16 protein-coding genes are annotated in these 17,632 nt (G+C 63.3%); 1 reads left to right on the top strand and 15 read right to left on the bottom strand.

All coding sequences use genetic code 11. The features are described from left to right. Positions 1-88: 88 nt before the first annotated feature. The 5 genes from M1P90_RS09925 to lpdA form a co-directional block, all read right to left on the bottom strand. Positions 89-2,017, bottom strand: a complete 1,929-nt coding sequence (locus tag M1P90_RS09925; protein WP_483702458.1) for an ABC transporter ATP-binding protein — start codon at positions 2,015-2,017, stop codon at positions 89-91. 68 nt (positions 2,018-2,085) lie between these two features. Next, positions 2,086-3,987: an ABC transporter ATP-binding protein gene (locus M1P90_RS09920; protein WP_483702457.1), complete on the bottom strand. Its 1,902-nt coding sequence runs from the start codon at positions 3,985-3,987 to the stop codon at positions 2,086-2,088. Between the two features lie 185 nt (positions 3,988-4,172). Continuing rightward, positions 4,173-4,628: a MarR family winged helix-turn-helix transcriptional regulator gene (locus tag M1P90_RS09915; protein ID WP_483702456.1), complete on the bottom strand. Its 456-nt coding sequence runs from the start codon at positions 4,626-4,628 to the stop codon at positions 4,173-4,175. A 305-nt stretch (positions 4,629-4,933) separates the two neighbouring features. Further along, positions 4,934-5,293 (bottom strand): hypothetical protein, encoded by a 360-nt coding sequence (locus M1P90_RS09910; protein WP_483702455.1) that lies wholly within the window; start codon positions 5,291-5,293, stop codon positions 4,934-4,936. A gap of 168 nt (positions 5,294-5,461) precedes the next feature. Beyond that, a complete protein-coding gene (gene lpdA, locus M1P90_RS09905; RefSeq protein WP_483702454.1) occupies positions 5,462-6,877 on the bottom strand; it encodes a dihydrolipoyl dehydrogenase in 1,416 nt (471 codons plus the stop codon). Positions 6,878-7,291: 414 nt separating this feature from the next. On the opposite strand from lpdA, the gene M1P90_RS09900 reads away from it, so the two are divergent. Next, on the top strand, positions 7,292-8,218 hold the full coding sequence (locus M1P90_RS09900; RefSeq protein WP_483702453.1) for an alpha/beta fold hydrolase: 927 nt from the start codon (positions 7,292-7,294) through the stop codon (positions 8,216-8,218). Between the two features lie 220 nt (positions 8,219-8,438). On the opposite strand, the gene acpS is transcribed toward M1P90_RS09900, so the two are convergent. The 10 genes from acpS to M1P90_RS09850 all read right to left on the bottom strand — a co-directional run bounded on the left by acpS (position 8,439) and on the right by M1P90_RS09850 (position 17,212). Further along, positions 8,439-8,840, bottom strand: a complete 402-nt coding sequence (gene acpS / locus M1P90_RS09895) for a holo-ACP synthase (protein WP_483702452.1) — start codon at positions 8,838-8,840, stop codon at positions 8,439-8,441. 11 nt (positions 8,841-8,851) lie between these two features. Continuing rightward, a complete protein-coding gene (locus M1P90_RS09890; protein WP_483702451.1) occupies positions 8,852-10,303 on the bottom strand; it encodes a hypothetical protein in 1,452 nt (483 codons plus the stop codon). 42 nt (positions 10,304-10,345) lie between these two features. Beyond that, a complete protein-coding gene (locus M1P90_RS09885) occupies positions 10,346-11,680 on the bottom strand; it encodes a glutamine synthetase family protein (RefSeq protein WP_483702450.1) in 1,335 nt (444 codons plus the stop codon). Positions 11,681-11,726: 46 nt separating this feature from the next. After that, entirely contained in the window at positions 11,727-12,158 is a 432-nt protein-coding gene (locus M1P90_RS09880) for a hypothetical protein (RefSeq protein WP_483702449.1), read from the bottom strand. After that, entirely contained in the window at positions 12,151-12,348 is a 198-nt protein-coding gene (locus tag M1P90_RS09875; RefSeq protein WP_483702448.1) for a hypothetical protein, read from the bottom strand. The genes M1P90_RS09880 and M1P90_RS09875 overlap by 8 nt, the downstream gene beginning before the upstream one ends. 179 nt (positions 12,349-12,527) lie before the next feature. Continuing rightward, positions 12,528-13,493 (bottom strand): signal recognition particle-docking protein FtsY, encoded by a 966-nt coding sequence (gene ftsY, locus M1P90_RS09870; protein WP_483702447.1) that lies wholly within the window; start codon positions 13,491-13,493, stop codon positions 12,528-12,530. Positions 13,494-13,592: 99 nt separating this feature from the next. Further along, positions 13,593-14,309, bottom strand: coding sequence for a GIDE domain-containing protein (locus M1P90_RS09865; protein ID WP_483702446.1), 717 nt, complete (start codon positions 14,307-14,309; stop codon positions 13,593-13,595). A gap of 78 nt (positions 14,310-14,387) precedes the next feature. Then, a complete protein-coding gene (locus M1P90_RS09860; protein WP_483702445.1) occupies positions 14,388-14,783 on the bottom strand; it encodes an FmdB family zinc ribbon protein in 396 nt (131 codons plus the stop codon). Between the two features lie 196 nt (positions 14,784-14,979). Further along, positions 14,980-15,576: a GNAT family N-acetyltransferase gene (locus tag M1P90_RS09855; protein ID WP_483702444.1), complete on the bottom strand. Its 597-nt coding sequence runs from the start codon at positions 15,574-15,576 to the stop codon at positions 14,980-14,982. A 28-nt stretch (positions 15,577-15,604) separates the two neighbouring features. After that, entirely contained in the window at positions 15,605-17,212 is a 1,608-nt protein-coding gene (locus tag M1P90_RS09850; RefSeq protein WP_483702443.1) for an NAD(P)H-hydrate dehydratase, read from the bottom strand. Between the last annotated feature and the right edge of the window lie 420 nt (positions 17,213-17,632).

The raw sequence follows: 17,632 nt of genomic DNA, 5'->3' as shown, positions 1-17,632 counted from the left end.
CGAAGAGAAGAGACGGAACCACCAAGACACCAAGGCACCAAGGTTTCTTATCTTGGTGTCTTGGTGTCTTGGTGGTTAATTCGATTTCTCAAACAGCCGCAGGCTCTTCTTCGCGGCGGAACTGGCTCATGTACAGGTCGTAGTATGCGCCGCGATGCGCCAGCAGCTCGTTGTGGGTGCCGCGCTCGATGATCTGCCCGTCCTTCAGCATCATCACCTGGTCGGCGTTGCGGATGGTGCTCAGGCGGTGCGCGATCACAAAGCTGGTGCGCCCTTCCATCAGCTGATCGAAGGCTTGCTGGATCAGGCGCTCGGTGCGCGTATCGACGCTGGATGTCGCTTCGTCGAGGATGAGGATGTGCGGGTTCGCCAGTGCCGCGCGTGCGATCGCGATCAGCTGGCGCTGGCCCTGGCTGAGGCCGCCGCCGCGCTCGCCCAGCACGGTTTGGTAGCCATTGGGCAAGCGTTCAATAAACGCATCGGCTGAGGCGAGCTTCGCAGCCGCGATCACATCCTCGTCGGTCGCGTCGAGCCGGCCATAGCGAATGTTGTTCATCACCGTGTCGGAGAACAAGAACGAATCTTGCAGCACAATGCCGATCTGCGAGCGCAGGCTGTCGCGCCTCACATCGCGCACATCCAGGCCGTCAATCGTCACCGCGCCGCCCGAGACGTCGTAGAAGCGCGGGATGAGGTTGATGATCGTCGTTTTGCCCGCGCCAGTCGGCCCGACAATGGCGATCATCTGGCCCGGCTCGGCGGTGAACGACACGCCTTTCAGCACCTGCGGCTTGGCGTTGGTTTTGCTGTCTGGAGCGGCTTGTGTGGCTGTTCCCGCGCCCTGCCCATAGCTAAACGCCACATTGTCGAACACCACGCGCCCCTTGATCGGCGGCATCGTCTGCGCGCCCGGCTTGTCGGTCACGTCGGGCTCGATTTCAAGCAGACCAAAAATACGCTCGCCGCCAGCAATCGCGCTTTGCACGTTCGTCCACATCACCGCAAGCTGCTGGATGGGCTGATTGAAACGCTGCACGTACTGCAAAAAGGCGAACACCACGCCGAGTGAAATCGCAGCGCCACCAAACAGCGGCTGGCCGCGCAGCAGTGAAAGCCCGCCCACCACCACCACAATCGCCAGCGCGACATAACCAAGTGCCTCGAGCACCGGGTTCAGCGCGGTGGTGAAGCTGGCAGCGCGCACGTTTGCGTCGCGGTTGGCGGCATTTGCGCGCCGGAACTGCTCGATGCTCTCGTCTTCGCGGTTGAAGGCCTGCACCTCGCGCACGCCGGCAATGCTTTCCTGCAAGCCCGCGTTGACATTGCCCATCTCGCGGCGGCTTTGCCGAAAGGCTTTGCGCGCCTGCCCCGAGAAGTACACCGTCGCCAGCGCCATCACCGGCACCACGCTCAGGCTCAGCAGCGCATAGACGACATTGGCCTGCAGCATCTTGATCACAATCCACACGATCAGGAGCGCGCCGCTGAGCACATTGATCAGCGCAAAACCGAGCGCCTGCTGGATGGTGTCGGTGTCGCTGGTGATGCGGCTCATGATGTTGCCGGCTTCGTTTTCCGCATAGTAGCCAAGCGACAGGCGATGAATCTGGTCGAACAGGTCTTCGCGGATCTTGCGCAGCGCGTGCTGGCCGGCCCAGTTCATCGAGTAGAACGACGCGCCGCCGAACAGCGCGCCAGCAATGAACAGCGCGACGAGCAGGCCCACCAGCCCGGCCATGCCAGCGATGCGCTCGCTGGCGCTGGCAGTCAGGCTGGCGGTGGTGTACCAGCAGTTGGCCGGGTTCGGGTACAGGTAGCAGTCGACCGCCTGGCCGATCAGATCCGGCGCGGTCACTTGTGTCCACACCGAGGCGACAACCATGCTGAACGAGATCAGCACGCCGAGCCAGTAGGGGCGGAAATACTGCCCAAAGCGCGCCATCGTCGCGCCAAGATTCTGGGGCTTGGAGGTTTCGGTATTGAGCAGGCGGGCTGGCCCGCCGGGTCCACCCATCATATGCGTTGCTCCGGGATTTTAGGGGCTGACACGCAGGTCAGCCCTGACTGTGCGGGGGCTGACAGCGATTAGACACCGACGGCAGCGTCGCCAACCAATTGCGAGTGGTAGATCTCGGCGTAGATTGGGCTGTTCTCCATCAGGACATCGTGCGTGCCGCGTGCCACTACCTCGCCCTTGTCGAGCACCAGGATCAGGTCGGCATTCACCACCGTGCTGATGCGCTGGGCGATCACAAAGCTGGTGCGCCCGTGCATCAGGTTGTCGAGCGCCTGCTGGATGCGCAGTTCAGTCTGCAAATCCACGCTGCTGGTTGAGTCGTCCAGGATCAGGATGTGCGGGTCGAGCAGGAGCGCGCGCGCAATCGCCACACGCTGGCGCTGGCCGCCCGAAAGCGTCGTGCCGCGCTCGCCGACGGGCGTGTCGTAGCCCTGCGGGAAGGACATAATGAAATCGTGCGCGGCGGCGGCCTGTGCGGTAGCCTGCACCTGCTCGATTGTCGCGTCGGGGCGGCCAAACGCAATGTTGTCGCGGATTGTGCCGCTGAACAGGTTGGTTTCCTGCAGCACAATGCCAATCTGCGAGCGCAAACTGTCGATCGTCACGTCGCGCAGGTCGTGCCCGTCGATGGTGATCGCGCCGTCGCTGGCGTCGTAGAAGCGCGGGATGAGGTTGATGATCGTGGTTTTGCCGCTGCCGGTCGCGCCAAGCAGCGCAATCGTCTGCCCCGGCTCGGCCACAAAGCTCACGTTCTTCAGCACCGCCTCGCCACTGTTGAAGTAGCGAAACGTGACGTTTTTGAACTCGACCTTGCCAGCGATTGGCGGCAGCGCCGTTGCGCCGGGCTTATCGACGATATCGCTCTTTGAGTCGAGGATTTCGAAAATGCGCCCGGCCGACGCGCCAGCCTGCGCCATCAGCGAGATGATAAAGCCAAGCTGGCCGAGCGGGAAGAACACATACAGCAGATACAGGCTGAACTTCTGGTATTCGCCCAGGTCGAGCGTGCCGCCAATGATCTGCCGGCCACCGAAGTACAGGATCACCGCCTGCCCAAGCTGCGCAATCAGAAAGACCACCGGGAACAGAAAGGCAAAGGTGCGGCTGACGCGCAGCTGCTGTGCCATCAGGTCGGTCGCCGAGCGGTCGAAACGCTGCGACTCGTAGGGTTCGCGCGTGAAGGCTTTTACCACCTTGATGCCGGCCAGATTTTCCTGCAAAATCGTGTTGAGTGCCGAAAGGCGGCGCTGCACTTCGCCAAACAGTGGCTGGCTGACCGCGCCAAAGATCATAAACAGGATCAGCGCGAGCGGCAGCGTCGGCAAAATCCACAGCGTCAGGCTCCAGTTCGTCCAGAACAGGATGGCGAGCGCGACCGTGAGCAGCAGAAAGGCCTGCGCGGCCAGCACCAAGCCCTGCGCAATGAACATACGCACCTTCTCGACATCGTCGGTGGCGCGAATCATGAGCTGCCCGGTCTGGTTGCGGTCGTAGTAGCTGAACGAAAGGCGCTGGACCTTGGCAAAAATCTCGTTGCGCAGGTCGAAGGCCAGACCCTGCGATGTTTTTTCGGCCATGAAGGCCTGCACAAACGAGAACACGCCGCGCAGCACGGCAAAGGCGACGATAATCAGCGCCGCATTGATCAGCAGCGACTCGGCGCTGGTCTGGTCGAGCCGCAGCTGGGCAAGCGTGCTGCCGGCGCGCTGGGCGGCGGCTTCCTGCTGCGCCGCTGGCACGTTTGTCAGAATGGCGTTAGCGGTCGCGCCGCGCGTCACGGCGTCGATCATGTTCTGCACGAGCTGCGGCACCGCCAGCTGCGCAATGGTTGCGACCACCAGCGCGCCGTAGGCGAATGTGGCAGCGCGCTTCTGGTTGCTCAGGTAGCGCATTGCGCGGCCCAAACCGCCATTGCGCGGGCCGGCGGCGCGGCGACTGCCCCAGGAAGGGCGTGCGGAGGATGCTTGCACGAATTGATTCTCCTGTTTGCTTGGGCTGGCACCTGCGCACATCGGCGTGGCGGGCGCGAAGGCAGAAAGATCGTTTTAACCACCAAGACACGAAGGCACCAAGATACTGAAGATGGCTGATGGAACGCTCGCTCCAATATCGTTCGTCTGTGTCTTGGTGCTCTGGTGGTTCCGTCTCAAAAATGCTAGTGCTTGCCCGATGCTCGACCTTCCACCAGCGTTGAAACGGCGCGCTCCATCAGGTCGAGAAACTGCGTCTGTTCTTCGGGCGCAAGGCCTTCGAGCAGGCGTTCCATGCCGCGCAGCTGCTCTTCGTACAGCTCATTCAGCAGCGCGCGCCCGTCGTCGGTGAGCGAAAGCAGCGCCACGCGGCTATCGTCGGCGTGCGGCTGGCGCTGCACCATACCCGTCGCAACCAGCCGGCGCGTCAGCGCAGTGACGGAAGGCGGCGTGAAGCCCAGCTTCTCGGCCAGATCCTTCATTTGCAGGTGCGGCGCGGCCGCCAGCATATGCATCGCGCGCACGTGCGAAAACGAAAGGTTCAGCGCATGCAGATGCGAGATTGCGCCATCCATTTTGTTCGAACGCATTCGTTCAAACAAGCTCAGCAGGCGGCGCGCATTAGCAGTTGTTTGCGTCATGGCTTCAAATTAGTTAGGGAAACTAACGATTGCTATCGTAGCACAGCACGGGTGTTTCAACAATCCGCCTTGCGACCGAGGCGGCCTGTCCATATGGGTGAGGCAGGAAACAACCAGAACCACAGAACCAAGATCAGGACCGAGAACCATGAATTGTAAGCGGGAATGCAAAACGGCGCAGGGCGTTTGCCCTGCGCCGTTTCGTTTTTCTAGAGCAGAAGTATTAGATTACCGAGAACACTGAGTTTTGTTATACGCTCCCTGATCTCTGTGTGCTCTGTGACTCAATTCCCCACGTAGCGGCTTTACGCGGCCTGATCGGCCCAGTCGAGGTAGCGATCGAGCGAGCCGTTGTAATACACATGCACGACCTGATTCTGCGTCACGCGGCTGATCGCGTCCCACACCTCGTTGTCGTCGGTGCTGTGTACCACCAGCATACCCTGCTCGGGCGCGAACTCGTCTTCGCCGGGCGGGATGACAAAGCCCAGCCACTCCTCGGGGTAGCGCTGCTCGATGGTGGCAATCAGCTCGACGCGCCCCTTTTCGACCATGCCGGTGTAGGGGCAGCCGCATGTGCAATTGACGCCGCAGCCCTCGTGGGCGCCGCACTGCATGCTGGTGCCGCCATGCTCGGCAGTCGTCAGATTGATCATTACTGGCATAAGTCGCTCCAGGTATCTCCGATGGCGCGGGTGAAGGGCGAAGCATCTGCTTTCGGCAGCGGTTTGCCATCTGTGATGTCATCGCGCTCAAATACAGCGCGGCGCTCGTTATGGCAGATGCTTCGCCCTTGCTCTGGTAGGCATGTAGCCTGTGCCACAGCCTCCTGCCTATATATGGATCGCCGCGCCTTCGGCAGCTGCGTGCTCGGCCTCGCCCAGCGCCTCGTAGAGCGTTGGGTGGGCGTGGATGGTGCGCATCAGCGACTCGGCGGTAGCCTCGTGCGAAAGCGCCACACCGCCCTCGGCAATCAGCTCGGTGGCGTGCGGGCCGATGATATGGATGCCCAGCACCTCGTCGTACTTCTTTTCCGACACGACCTTGATGAAGCCGTTGCGCTGGCCCAGGATTGTGGCCTTGCCGTTGGCCGAGAACGGGAACTTGCCGATTTTCACATCGTAGCCCTGCTCGCGCGCCTGCGCCTCGGTCAGGCCGACGCTGGCGATCTCGGGGTTGCTGTAGGTGCAGCCCGGCACTTTGCGGTAGTCGATCGGCGGCGCGTGATGGCCAGCGATCAGCTCGGCGACCATGATGCCCTCGGCCGAAGCTTTGTGCGCCAGCCAGGGCGTGGTGATCGCCACGTCGCCAATCGCATACACGCCCGACACATTGGTTTTCATACTCGCATCGACCTTGACGAAGCCGCGCTGGTCGAGCTCGACGCCAACATCTTCCAGGCCCAGGTTCTTGGTGTTGGGCGCGCGGCCAATGCCCAGCAGCAGGCGCTCGGCAGTCAGCTTCTGCTCCTTGCCGTCGGCGTCGGTGAAGGTCGCCGTCACGCTGTCGCTGGCCTTGTCGATTTGCGTCAGCTTTGCGCCGGTGTAGACTTTGATTTTGCGCTTGTTGAAGGCGCGCGCCAGCTCGGCGCTGATCTCTTCATCTTCCACCGGCACCAGCCGCGGCAGCGCCTCGATGATCGTTACCTCGGCACCAAATGCGCGAAACGCCGACGCAAACTCCACGCCAATCGCGCCCGCGCCAACGATGATGATCGACTTGGGCAGGGCGGGCAGGGCCAGCGCGCCAGTGGACGAAATGATGCGGTCTTCATCGAACACCCCGCCGATTGGTGGCAGCGCGCGCGGCTGCGAGCCAGTGGCGATGATGATATTCTTGGCGGTGATGCGGCTTTCCTTGCCGTCGGGGCCAGCCACCACAACCGTGTTGGGGTCGGCCAGCCTGGCAGTGCCGTTGTGCGTGTCGATCTTGTTTTTCTTCATCAGGAAGTTCACGCCGCCGGTCATCTGCTTGACGACCTTGTCCTTGTATTGCATCAGCCCGCCCCAATCGACATCGGCCTGCGGGATGACGATGCCAAACTGCTTGCTTTCGCGCGCTTCTTCGAGGAGATCGGCGCTGTGCAGCAGGGCTTTGGTGGGAATGCAGCCAATATTTAAGCAGACGCCGCCCCAGTACTCACGCTCGACAACGGCGGTTTTCAACCCAAGCTGGGCGCTGCGAATGGCGGCGACATAGCCGCCTGGCCCGGCACCAATGACTACAACATCATACTGCGTGTCGCTCACGGATGTTGCCTTTCTTTCTGCGGAAAAACCCGCCCTATTGTACCACATCGCGTCGGGGCGCTCGCATCGATGTGCGTTTGGAACGACACCACGAAGGCACGAAGGCACGAAGATCGGGTTTGATATGATTTCACTCTGCGTTTCAATGATATTCTAGGCGTTTGCAGAACAATAGAGCACTCAGGCACTGGCAAGAAGCGTGTTAGAGTGCGGAAAATATAGCTGCCTTCCGCATCCTGCCGACTGCAAACTGCTATAGCTCTGGCGCATCTCGGCTGGGCCAACGACCGTATCAAGCATACACTTCCAGAACCTTTGCCACTGGTTTAGTCTCGGCAGCCGACCAAACGTTACGGATTTGACGCGCAGCGCGCATGCGGGTAGAGTTCGCCCAACGAAGAGAAGGAGGAACCAATGTGCCTGATTGTGCCGCTGCTGCTGGGCGCTGCCCTGCTGGGCGCGTATCTGCTCACGCCACTGCGCGAGCGGCTGAGCCCGCGTGAGTTTGTCGGCGATGGGCATTTCGTCCAGGTCGGCGGCTACGCCATTCACTACCAGGACGACGGGCCAGCCGACGCGCCGCCGGTGCTGCTGGCGCACGGCTTTGGCGCGAGTTTGTTCACCTGGCGGGCACAGCGCCGCGCCTTGCTCGAAGCGGGCTTTCGCGTGATTGCAACCGACCAGCTTGGCGCGGGCGCGTCGGAGCGGGCGATTGGGCCGGTGTATACCACCCAGCAGCAGGCGGCCTTGCTGCTTGGCGTGCTCGATGCGCTGGGAGTCGAAGCCGCCACGGTCGTTGGCCACTCGTATGGCGGGCGCGTGGCAATGCAGCTTGCGCTCGACGCGCCGGCGCGGGTGCGGGCGCTGGCGCTGATCGCGCCCGAGGCCTACGCAACGGCCCGCCCGCCAGTTGCCCGCGTAGTGGAGTGGCCAATTTTAGGCTATGCGCTGGCCTTCTACGCCACAGCGCCGCGCCTGGTGCGGCCCGGCCTGCAAATGGTTTCGCGCTCGCGCGCATGGCTGACGGATGCGGCGGTGCAGGGCTATGCCGCGCCAGCAGCAGTGCGCGGCTCGACGCAGGCGCAGATCTGGCATGCACGCTCGCCCAAAGATCGCCCCGGCGAGCCGCCCGTGCCTGCGCGCCTCTCTGGCATCACGCAGCGCACGCTCATTCTCTGGGGCGAGCGCGACCCGGTGTTTCCTGCCGCCGACGGCCAGCGCCTTGCCGCAACACTGCCGAATGCGCGCTTGCACATCCTGCCTGGCGCGGGGCACCTGCCGCACGAGGAGCAGCCCGACGCGGTAAACACGCTGCTGCTGGATTTCCTTGGGAGGGCTTGAGAGAACCAAACCACGAAGACACGAAGGCACGAAGATCTAAATATTTCTTCGTGCTTTCGTACTCTGGAAAATAAATTTCCCTGTACTCAGATTCCAGGAAGCTCAAGCCAGTTTTGCTTCAATCTGATAACCAGATGAGCTTCCTGGAAGCTTGCCCGTTGTATGAAAGAACTTTCTTTCCAGAGTACTTCGTGCCTTCGTGGTTTCTAAAAGCGAGGGTTTAGCGTTCCACCAGCGCGACGGCGCTGGCAATGGCGTGCTCGCGCGTGTGCGAAAGGCTGATTGCAATAGGCCCGAGGCCGAGCGCCTGCGCCCGTGTGGCAGCACGGCCATGGAGGTGCAGCACGGGCCGGCCGTGTGCATCACTCAGAATTTCAATCTCGGTCCAGCCGACCGACTCGCCGGGCTTGTTTTCTGCGCCACCCAGCCCGCGCAGCCCCACGCCCAGCAGCTTGGCGGTCGCTTCTTTCGCGGCCCAGCGCGCCGCCAGCGAAGGCATTCGCTCGCCGTAGACACGCAGCTCGGCGGCGGTATAGACGCGCTGCAAAAAGCGCGAACCCCAGCGCGCCACCGCCCGCTCGATCCGCGCAATTTCAATCAGGTCGATGCCGGTGTAAAGCATTGCCATGCCTATTATGGTCGCCGGGCTTGCTGGCTTGCAGTCAGCGAAATATCGGTCACCTGCGAGATATAATCGTGCCCGTTGCCGTAGATTGCCACGTTTTCGATATAGCGCGCCGACTGAAGCAAGTCGTACTGCGGGTCGCGCAGGTCGAATTCCATGCGATACCACAGCGCCTGGTTGCTGACCGCCTGGTACACATACTGGCCGCCAGCTGGAATGGGCTTGCGGTCGCTGGTGCGATACAGGCACAGGTAGCGTTCTTCCAGCGGGTCGGCCGGGCTATCGCGTTTGAACTGGAAACGCACAGTGATCGGGCATTCGTTATTGGTCACGCCCGCGTTTGGCACGCTCTGGCTGATCACGCGCGCCCACATCACGAAGTGCAGTGAACGATATTCCGAAACATCGATATCGAGCACCTGCTCGATACCATAGCCGTAGGATTTGCTCTGGTTGCCTTGCCGGTCGAACTGTGCCAGCAGCACCGTTTGCTCTTTCGGGCACAGAAACGCCGAGGGCGTGGTTGGGTGGCACGAGCGGTACATCGTCATGCTGGCAGCCTGCATTTCACTGTCGCTGACGGTTTTGTCGAAATCGAAACCGTGGACGGCCCAGGTTTGAATGCCATCGGCGGGCTTGCCAGCCATGTATTGCTCGAAATCGCCATCGCGAATCAGGTTCCACTGCGCCAGCTGAATGCCGCCCAGCATGCCGCCGGCATCTATTTGCACCTTCTGCCCCGCCTGAACCGCGACCTCGCCCGCGCTGTTATGCACCACAAGGCTGCCGCTGCGCACCGCAATTTCGGCCATCAGCGGCGTGCCCAGATCGGTGGTGGGTTGCACCAGGTGTTTTTGCGCGATTTCGACGCTGTAGCTGCCACCTGCGGCCATATCGATGTTGATGTTGTTTGAGATCGTGACGGTGTAGCTCATCTCGCCGTAGGTCTGGCCGTCGCTGGGCGGGATGTCGTAACGGGCGTAGCCGGCCCGCTGCGCAAATGTAACTTCCTGGCGGCGGTGCGACCAGCGCGAGACTTTGAAGTGCGCGAGTGTGAGGTCAGCGCCAGTGGGGAAGGCCCACAGCTGAATATGGGTGCGGTCGGGCAGCAGCACCGACGCGACCGGGCCATAGCCGGCCTGTGGCACCGCCAGTACGCGGTCGTTTTCGGCCAGTTCCTGGCATTTTTCCGTGCTTGGCGCGGTGGCGCAGGGCTTGGTTGGCGTGGTGCGGTTGGTGCTGTCGCGCGCCTGGTAGTTGACGCCGGTGGGCGCGTGCACGCGCACGATCGTGCCGGTGCCCTTCACCATGGCATTGGCGTAGTACCACCAGCCGGCGAAGCATGCGCTGCCGATCACCACGCAGAACACAAAGAAAAAAGTCAGCAGCACGATCCACGCGCTTGTGGCGGGGTCGGTACGGCGGCGCGGCGAATTAATTGTTGGTGCGGTTTCGGCCATAGTTTCCTAAGTTCTGAGTGTGGGGCTGCGGCAACTCAAAACTTAATAGAGTGACAGGTAGCGCTCGATCTCCCACTGGCTTACGGTGGTGCGATACGACTCCCACTCCTGGGTTTTCGCCTCCAGGAAGCGCTCCAGCACGTGCGCGCCCAGCGCATCGGCAATCACATCGTCGCGCTGCAGTTCGATCAGGGCGTCGCCGAGCGAGCGCGGCAGTGTTTCGAGGTTGCGCGCGCGCGGGTCGACATGGTACAAATCCTCTTCGGCGGCTTCGGCCAGCGGCAGCTTGCGCCTGACACCATCCAGCCCGGCCATGAGCATCACGGCGAAGGCCAGGTAAGGGTTGCAGGCCGGGTCGGGGCAGCGCAGCTCGGCGCGCGTGGCCTGCGGGCGCTGCGGGCTGATGCGGGGCACGCGCACCAGCGCCGAGCGGTTGGTGCGGCCCCAGCTCAGGTAGACTGGCGCTTCGTAGCCCGGAACCAGCCGCTTGTACGAGTTCACCAGCGGCGCGAGAATGGCGATCATGCCTTTGGCGTGCGCCAGCAGCCCGGCAATGAAATGGCGCGCGGTTGCCGAAAGGCCATAGGGCTCGTTCGCGTCGTAGAACAGGTTCTGCCCGGTCTTCAGGTCGGCCAGGCTTTGGTGCACGTGCATGCCGCTGCCGTTGATGCCCGCGATTGGCTTGGGCATAAACGTAGCGTGTAAGCCTTGCTGCTGGGCGATTGCCTTGAGCGTGGTGCGGAAGGTGACGGCATGGTCGGCGGTGCGCAGCGCCGGCCCGTACTTGAAGTCGATCTCGTGCTGGCCGCCGGCGACCTCGTGGTGGGCGGCTTCGACCTCGATGCCAAAGGCCGAAAGCGCGCGCACCATCTGGCGGCGAATGTGCGAGGCCAGGTCGGTCGACACGTCGAAGTAGCTGGCGACATCGTGTGGGTCGGCAATTGGCTGGCCGCTGGCGTCGGTTTTGAACAGAAAGAACTCCAGCTCGGGGCCAACGTTGTAGCCCATGCCCAGCTTTTCGGCCTCGGCCAGCGCCAGCTTGAGGATGTGGCGCGGGTCGCCGGCAAAGGGCTTGCCATCGGGCGTAAACACATCGCAGATCAGGCGCGCGGTTGGGTAGCCCGAGCTGCTGTCCCACGGAATCTGCGCGTAGGTAGCAATATCGGGCACGAGGAACATATCGCTTTCGGCAATGCGCGCAAAGCCCTCGATTGCCGAGCCATCGAACCAGACCCCGTGGTCGAGGCAGTCGTCGAGCTGCTCGACCGGGATGGTCACGTTTTTGACCATGCCCACAATGTCGGTGAACTGAAGGTTGATGAATTCGATCTTTTGCTCGCCAACGAGGGCGCGAATGTCGTTGCTTGTCCGGGGCATGTCGCTATCCTAGTTCTTGCATGCTGGCGCGAGGATATTTTTGGCGTCAGGGTGCGGTGCGCTGGAAGAATACCTGGTAGCTGCCGTTGCGCGCGCCCGTGGCCGAAACGCGGTAGCGCAGCCGCCCCTGCGCGTCGGTCGTCACCGTGCCCGAGCGCGAAACAGCTTCGTCGGGCCGGCCCTTCACGGCCAGCGCCACGCTGCCGTCGGCGTTCAGCAGCTCAAGCTGAAGCTCGCCGCGCTCGGCCTGCACGATGGCAATCGCGTTCATGCTGACGCGCGGCGCGCCCGTGTCGAGCGTTTGCTCGGTGCGGCCATCGGCTCCAACAAACGTCGCGTTAATGTTGCCGCCGTCGGGCAGCACATCCGACGAGGTGCGCGCGCCCGACATGAGCATGCACCCGCTGAGCAGCAGCGCGCAGCACGCCAGCAGCGCAGCGGCGCGCCAGCCCGGCCAACCCGCTGCTGGCCTACCCATACGATTCGGGCCGGCTGTCGGTGTTATAGGTTTCTTCGATCGGGATTTGCTCCAGGCGCAGCGGGCTGCGCTTGACGACACGCAGGTTGGTTTCGCAGTTGGCGCACACAACCTCATTGCCTTCCAGAACGTAGCCTTGCAGCGCCAGCTTTTGCTTGCACACCGGGCAAGTCGCGAATTCAATACCCAAAGGGGCCTCCTGTATAGTTGCAGAGTTTGAATAGGGACGCGTTCTTTGGCTTGTGCAGCCGGCACTTCGGCGGTTCGTTCTTCTGGCGCTGCCGGCCACAGCTGTGGCCGGCAGCGCCAGAAGAGATTTTCCTGGGGAGGCAAAGCCTCCCCAAACCCCACCGATTAAGGTTACTCTTGTTACGACAGCAGCGAGTCGACAAACGCCTGCGAGTCGAACATCGCAAGGTCGGTCATTTTCTCGCCAGTGCCGATGTAGCGAATTGGCCGCTCAATGTCCTGCGCAATCGCAAAGGCGATCCCGCCCTTGGCGGTGCCATCGAGCTTGGTGACGGCCACGTCGGTCACTTCCACCGCCTGCATAAACGACTTCGCCTGGAGCACGCCATTCTGCCCGGTGGTCGCGTCGATCACCAGCAGCACCTCGTGCGGGGCGTCGGGAATGCGGCGGCGGATGATATTGCGCAGTTTTTCCAGCTCGCGCATCAGGTTGGCCTTGGCATGCAGGCGGCCAGCCGTGTCGATAATCAGCACGTCGGCGTTTTGCGCCAGCGCAGCCTCGACGCCGTCGTAGACCACTGCGCCCGGGTCGGCGCCCTGGCCGCGTGTAATCACCGGCACACCCGCGCGCGAGGCCCAGGTTTCGAGCTGCTCGGTGGCGGCGGCGCGAAAGGTGTCGGCGGCGGCCAGCAGCACACTTTTCCCGTACTGAACCGTCAGGCGGTGCGCCAGCTTGGCGATCAGCGTGGTTTTGCCCGCGCCGTTCACGCCCACCACCAGCAGCACATAGGGTTTGGCCTGCGCCGGGGCGCGCACCTGATCCTGAAACACGCGCACCATTTCGGCCTTGAGCATGCCCTTGGCCTCGCGCACGCGCTTCACGCCGTTGCGGTTGCAGCGGTCCTTGGTGCGGTTGACGAGATATTGCGTGGTTTCCACGCCCACATCGGCCTGAATCAGCAGCGCTTCCAGATCGTCCCAGAACTCTTCGGTGATCGGGTCGTCGACCGCGAACAGACCCGAGATCTGGCCGAACAAGCCGCTGCGCGCTTTGGCGGTGGCCTGGTCGATTTTCGCTTCTTCCTGCTGGGCTTCTTCTTCGGTGCGCGGCGCGTCCTGGCCGCGGCCAAACAGTCGTCGGAACATTCGGTATATCCTTTACGCGGGCGCGGCACGGGCCGGCCCGGTGTGGCGCGATAAAGCGGCTGTATTATAGCCTTTCAGCGCGGATTTGTACAAATTGGCTCAGGCGAGAAGGCCGATCAGCAGCGCCGCCAGCACCAGAATCACGGGCAGGGCCAGCACGCGGAGCATACGCATGGTGAGCACATGCGTCAGCGCGGGTGCGTCGCGGTCGCCCAGCAGCAGGGGTGCGTCGGGTGTGGAGACCAGCGCCGCCTGCGCGCCATGCCAGGCAGCTTCGCCCAGCGCAAACACGCGCTCGCCGTGGCGGATCTGGCGCTCGCGGATGCGCAGGCGGCGCGTGGTGCCCAGCCAGGTGCGCGTTGAGACGCCCAGGCGCTCAAGCGCGTCGAGCGTGCTCTGGTTCAGCCCGCCAAACAAGCCTTGCTGCATGCTAAAACGATCTTGAAGAAAGAGCGCCGCGCCAGCCGGTTCGATCTGCACCCAGCCAGTGCCATCGTCGAGCAGCAGCGGAGCCTCGGATGTGTGCGCGAGCACGGTGCGCCAGCTGCCGCTGCGGCCAGTGCTGCGGTATTCCTGCACCTCGATGCTCCAGAACGCGCATGGCATGGCGGCAAACGGGCTGCTCAGGTGCTCGCCGCTGACGCTCCCCGCAACTGCCGCCTGCCCACTGCCGGGCAGAAGCGCAACCGTGCTGACGGGGACGCGCTGGAGACGGCGATACTGGGCCAGCAGGCGCAGCAGGCGCGACAGCAGAAATGCCAGCGCAAGCGCCGCGATCAGCAGCACAAACACTGGCAACGCAAAATTTGTGGTCATACCTTCCTCTCATGCATGGCCGGAACCCCTCGCGCTATGCATAAGAAGATACGATTCGCACGGACACATGTTGCGCGCTTAGGCCCAGCCGAGATTATCGGGCTTTTTGGGCTTCGCGCCGGGTGTGCCCGACTCGCCATCCTCGCCGTCGCCGCTCATTTCTTCTTCCATCATCTGGTCGACCATTTCGTCCCAGTCGTCGCCAGCTTCTTCGCCCAGCTCCTTGCCGAGCTTTTTCGCCCAGCGCGCAATCGAGCGCGGGTCGCTTTCGTCCAGCCCGGCCAGCATGGAAGGGTCGGCCATATTTTCAAAGCGCGCATCTTCGGATTTCACGACAGAAACGCGCGAAACGGCGCGGCGCACTTCGGTGTTGGCGCAGCGCGGGCACGCAAGCCCGGCCGGGTCGCTGAAGCCGCGCACCAGCTTCTGGAACTGGCCGTTGCACTGCGGGCAAAAGTATTCGTAGATTGGCATAATGTTTTCTCAGTCGTCAGAATTTAAGTATTATAGCCGAGAGCAAAACGGTTGAGCCACCGAGGGCACAGATGCCACTGAGGATGATAGGCAAAACTCGGCGTCCGTTCGGCTAAGCTCACACGAAGCCTCGTGTTCTCTGTGGCCTAATCCTTCTGCACTTTACTATAGGATCGGGTGTGTCGATTTGTGAGTTTCATTCTGCGCGGAATACGCACCACAATCGGGTGTTTTCGCCAAGGATTCCTTCTCCGCACAGTTCAAAGCCGTTCTTCAGGTAAAAACGCAGGCTGCTCTCGTTCGCCGTTTCTAGGTACACGCCGCTGGATTTTGCGTCCTTCTCCGAAGCATCGCAGAACGTGTCCAGCAGCGCGCGCCCAATCCCGCTGCCCTGCCTGCCTGCACGAACGCCAATAACGCCGAGATAGGAGTGCGGCTGCGTAGGCTCGAATTGTGCCGCGAGCATCTCATACTCGCGCAAGCGCGCCTCCAGCCCATCCACCGCAGCCAGCAGGCGCGCCCACTTTTCATTTTGCGCTTGTTCCCACGCGGGGCGGGAGGTGTCGTAGCCCATCGCAGCGCCGACAATCGCGCCATCTTCCTCGGCGCACAATGCCGGCATGCCCAGGGCCACGCGCACCTCAAGCAATATCCGAAAGAACTCGCCAGCATGCGACTCGTGCTCCCAGCCATCTCCGAACAAGAAGTCAATCAGCGCATCACCAGCAAACGCACTCACTATGGCATCTACTACGGGTTCAACGTCATTCTGCCTAACCGAGCGCACGAGCATCACGCCTCCAATGTTCGCCGATAGAGGGCTATTTGCCCTTGAGCGCCCGAATGGCCAGCGGCAGGCGCGGCAGCAGGTCGCTCGCGAGCGCGCCCATGTCGCCAATCTCGTCGCGCACCAGGCGGCCAGCCGCGCTGTGCAGGTACACGCCCAGCACCGCTGCGTCGTAGGGCGCGAGGCCCTGTGCCAGCAGGCCCGCAATCGCACCGGCCAGCACGTCGCCGGTGCCGGCGGTGGCGAGCGCAGGGTTGCCGCCGTCGTTCACGGCGGTGCGGCCCTCGGGGTGCGCCACCACAGTGGCTGCGCCTTTCAGCACCACAATCTGGCCCCAGGCGCGCGCAGCTTCTTCGGCCACCTGAATGCGGTCGTCGCCAAGCTCCTCGGTGCCGAGCAGGCGCTTCATCTCGCCGGGGTGTGGCGTCAGCACGCAGGTGCCACGGGGCGTGTGTTCCCACCACTGCTCGATCTGGCTGAGCAGCGTCAGGCCGTCGGCGTCGATGACGGTGGGCGGCAGCTCGGGGCGCTGGCGCTCGGCGGGCTTCTCGGGGCTCATGCCGATGCGAAAGCCGATCTGCCCCCGGTGGCGCGGCGAGTCGATGCCGAGCAAACGCGCCAGGAACAGGCGCGTGGCTTCTTCGCGGCCCAGCCCCGGCCCGACCAGCAGCGCCTTGTACTCATCGAGATGACTAAGCGCCTCGTCGGCGGCGGCTTCGCCAAGCGCATTCCAGTCAGCTTCGGGCAGAAGCTGCAAGGTGATCTCGGGGGCGCGGCCGGGCGCAAGCAGCGCGCTGCGGCTGTTCGCCAGCGTCACCACGCCTGCGCCCACGCGCGCGGCGGCGGTGGTGGCAAGGCTGGCCGCGCCGGGGTAGAGCGCCGAGCCGGCAATCGCCATGACTTTGCCAAAGGTGCCTTTATGGGCATCGGCAGGGCGCGCGGGCAGCAGCGAGCGCGCCAGCGCAGAATCGATCGTAACACTCATAAGCGCCTCCACTTGTTGAGCAACCAGGCCAATATCGGCCGTTTCGATTGTGCCGGCATAGGTGCGCCCGGGCGGCTGCAGCAGGCCGCGCTTGGCCAGCCCGGTGGCGACCGTGGCGGTGGCGCGGATGGCGCTGCCCAGGACGGCCCCGCTGTCGGAATGCACGCCGGTCGGCAGGTCGATTGCGAGCACCGGCGCAGGGCTGGCGTTCACCGCCGCGACAATCGCCGCGAGCGTGCCTTCCACCGGCCGGCTGATGCCCATGCCCAGCAGCGCATCGATCACCAGATCGGCATGCGCCAATTGGTCGCGCAGGTGCGTGGTGCTGGGGTCGTTGGCGGCGGCGTGGGCGGGGACGCCGCGCTGGCGGCACAGCAGCCAGTTCGGGTCGGCAGCCGAAGCTTCGCGCCGCCAGGTGTACAGCTCGACATGCGCGCCGGCATCGTGCAGGTGGCGCGCCACCACCAGGCCGTCGCCGCCGTTGTTGCCCGGCCCCACCAGCACCAGCACGCGCTTCCCGGCAACATGCCCCAGCCGGCGCATGGCGGCCTGCACCACGCCCCAGCCAGCCTGCTCCATCAGGCCGGGCCAGGTTGCCCCGGCGTCGACTGCGGCGTGCTCAAGGTCGCGCATCTGTTGGGTAGTGGCGAGTTTCATAGCGATGACCGATCCTTTCGCCTGCGCGGCACATTGTACACGATCGGGCGCGGCGATGGTAGGGCTAGGGGCAGGGTTGGGGTCGCTGGCTGCGGGCAGTATCAGCATCAAGCCAGTTTGCTCGGGCCGCATGGCCGCTGCGTTCCCACCCCAGCTCACCGGTCGGGGCTAGCGCCCCGAACCCCAAATCAGTACCCGCTTCAAGCCAGTTTGCTCGGGCCGCAGGGCCGCTGCGTTCCCACCCCAGCTCCCCGGTCGGGGCTATCGCCCCGAACCCCAAATCAGTACCTGCATCAAACCAGCTTGCTCAGGCCGCAGGGCCGCCGGGGCTCGCGCCGCCCCGGCACCCGGCGTCGGGGCTATCGCCCCGAACCCCAAATTTTAGGTGGTCGGGATATTATAAGATTGCTTCTCATGCCT

This window comes from Kouleothrix sp. 19917 (assembly GCF_057073505.1).
This window is presented reverse-complemented; position numbering and strand designations above follow the sequence as displayed.

What these genes read in the sequence shown, in the direction of transcription:
- M1P90_RS09860 (WP_483702445.1), bottom strand. Translation starts at nt 14,783, where the DNA reads ATGCCAATCTACGAATACTTTTGCCCGCAGTGCAACGGCCAGTTCCAG.
- M1P90_RS09915 (WP_483702456.1), bottom strand. Translation starts at nt 4,628, where the DNA reads ATGACGCAAACAACTGCTAATGCGCGCCGCCTGCTGAGCTTGTTTGAA.
- M1P90_RS09890 (WP_483702451.1), bottom strand. Translation starts at nt 10,303, where the DNA reads ATGGCCGAAACCGCACCAACAATTAATTCGCCGCGCCGCCGTACCGAC.
- M1P90_RS09855 (WP_483702444.1), bottom strand. Translation starts at nt 15,576, where the DNA reads ATGCTCGTGCGCTCGGTTAGGCAGAATGACGTTGAACCCGTAGTAGAT.
- M1P90_RS09925 (WP_483702458.1), bottom strand. Translation starts at nt 2,017, where the DNA reads ATGATGGGTGGACCCGGCGGGCCAGCCCGCCTGCTCAATACCGAAACC.
- M1P90_RS09900 (WP_483702453.1), top strand. Translation starts at nt 7,292, where the DNA reads ATGTGCCTGATTGTGCCGCTGCTGCTGGGCGCTGCCCTGCTGGGCGCG.
- M1P90_RS09885 (WP_483702450.1), bottom strand. Translation starts at nt 11,680, where the DNA reads ATGCCCCGGACAAGCAACGACATTCGCGCCCTCGTTGGCGAGCAAAAG.
- M1P90_RS09865 (WP_483702446.1), bottom strand. Translation starts at nt 14,309, where the DNA reads ATGACCACAAATTTTGCGTTGCCAGTGTTTGTGCTGCTGATCGCGGCG.
- acpS (WP_483702452.1), bottom strand. Translation starts at nt 8,840, where the DNA reads ATGCTTTACACCGGCATCGACCTGATTGAAATTGCGCGGATCGAGCGG.
- M1P90_RS09850 (WP_483702443.1), bottom strand. Translation starts at nt 17,212, where the DNA reads ATGAAACTCGCCACTACCCAACAGATGCGCGACCTTGAGCACGCCGCA.
- ftsY (WP_483702447.1), bottom strand. Translation starts at nt 13,493, where the DNA reads ATGTTCCGACGACTGTTTGGCCGCGGCCAGGACGCGCCGCGCACCGAA.
- M1P90_RS09910 (WP_483702455.1), bottom strand. Translation starts at nt 5,293, where the DNA reads ATGCCAGTAATGATCAATCTGACGACTGCCGAGCATGGCGGCACCAGC.
- M1P90_RS09880 (WP_483702449.1), bottom strand. Translation starts at nt 12,158, where the DNA reads ATGGGTAGGCCAGCAGCGGGTTGGCCGGGCTGGCGCGCCGCTGCGCTG.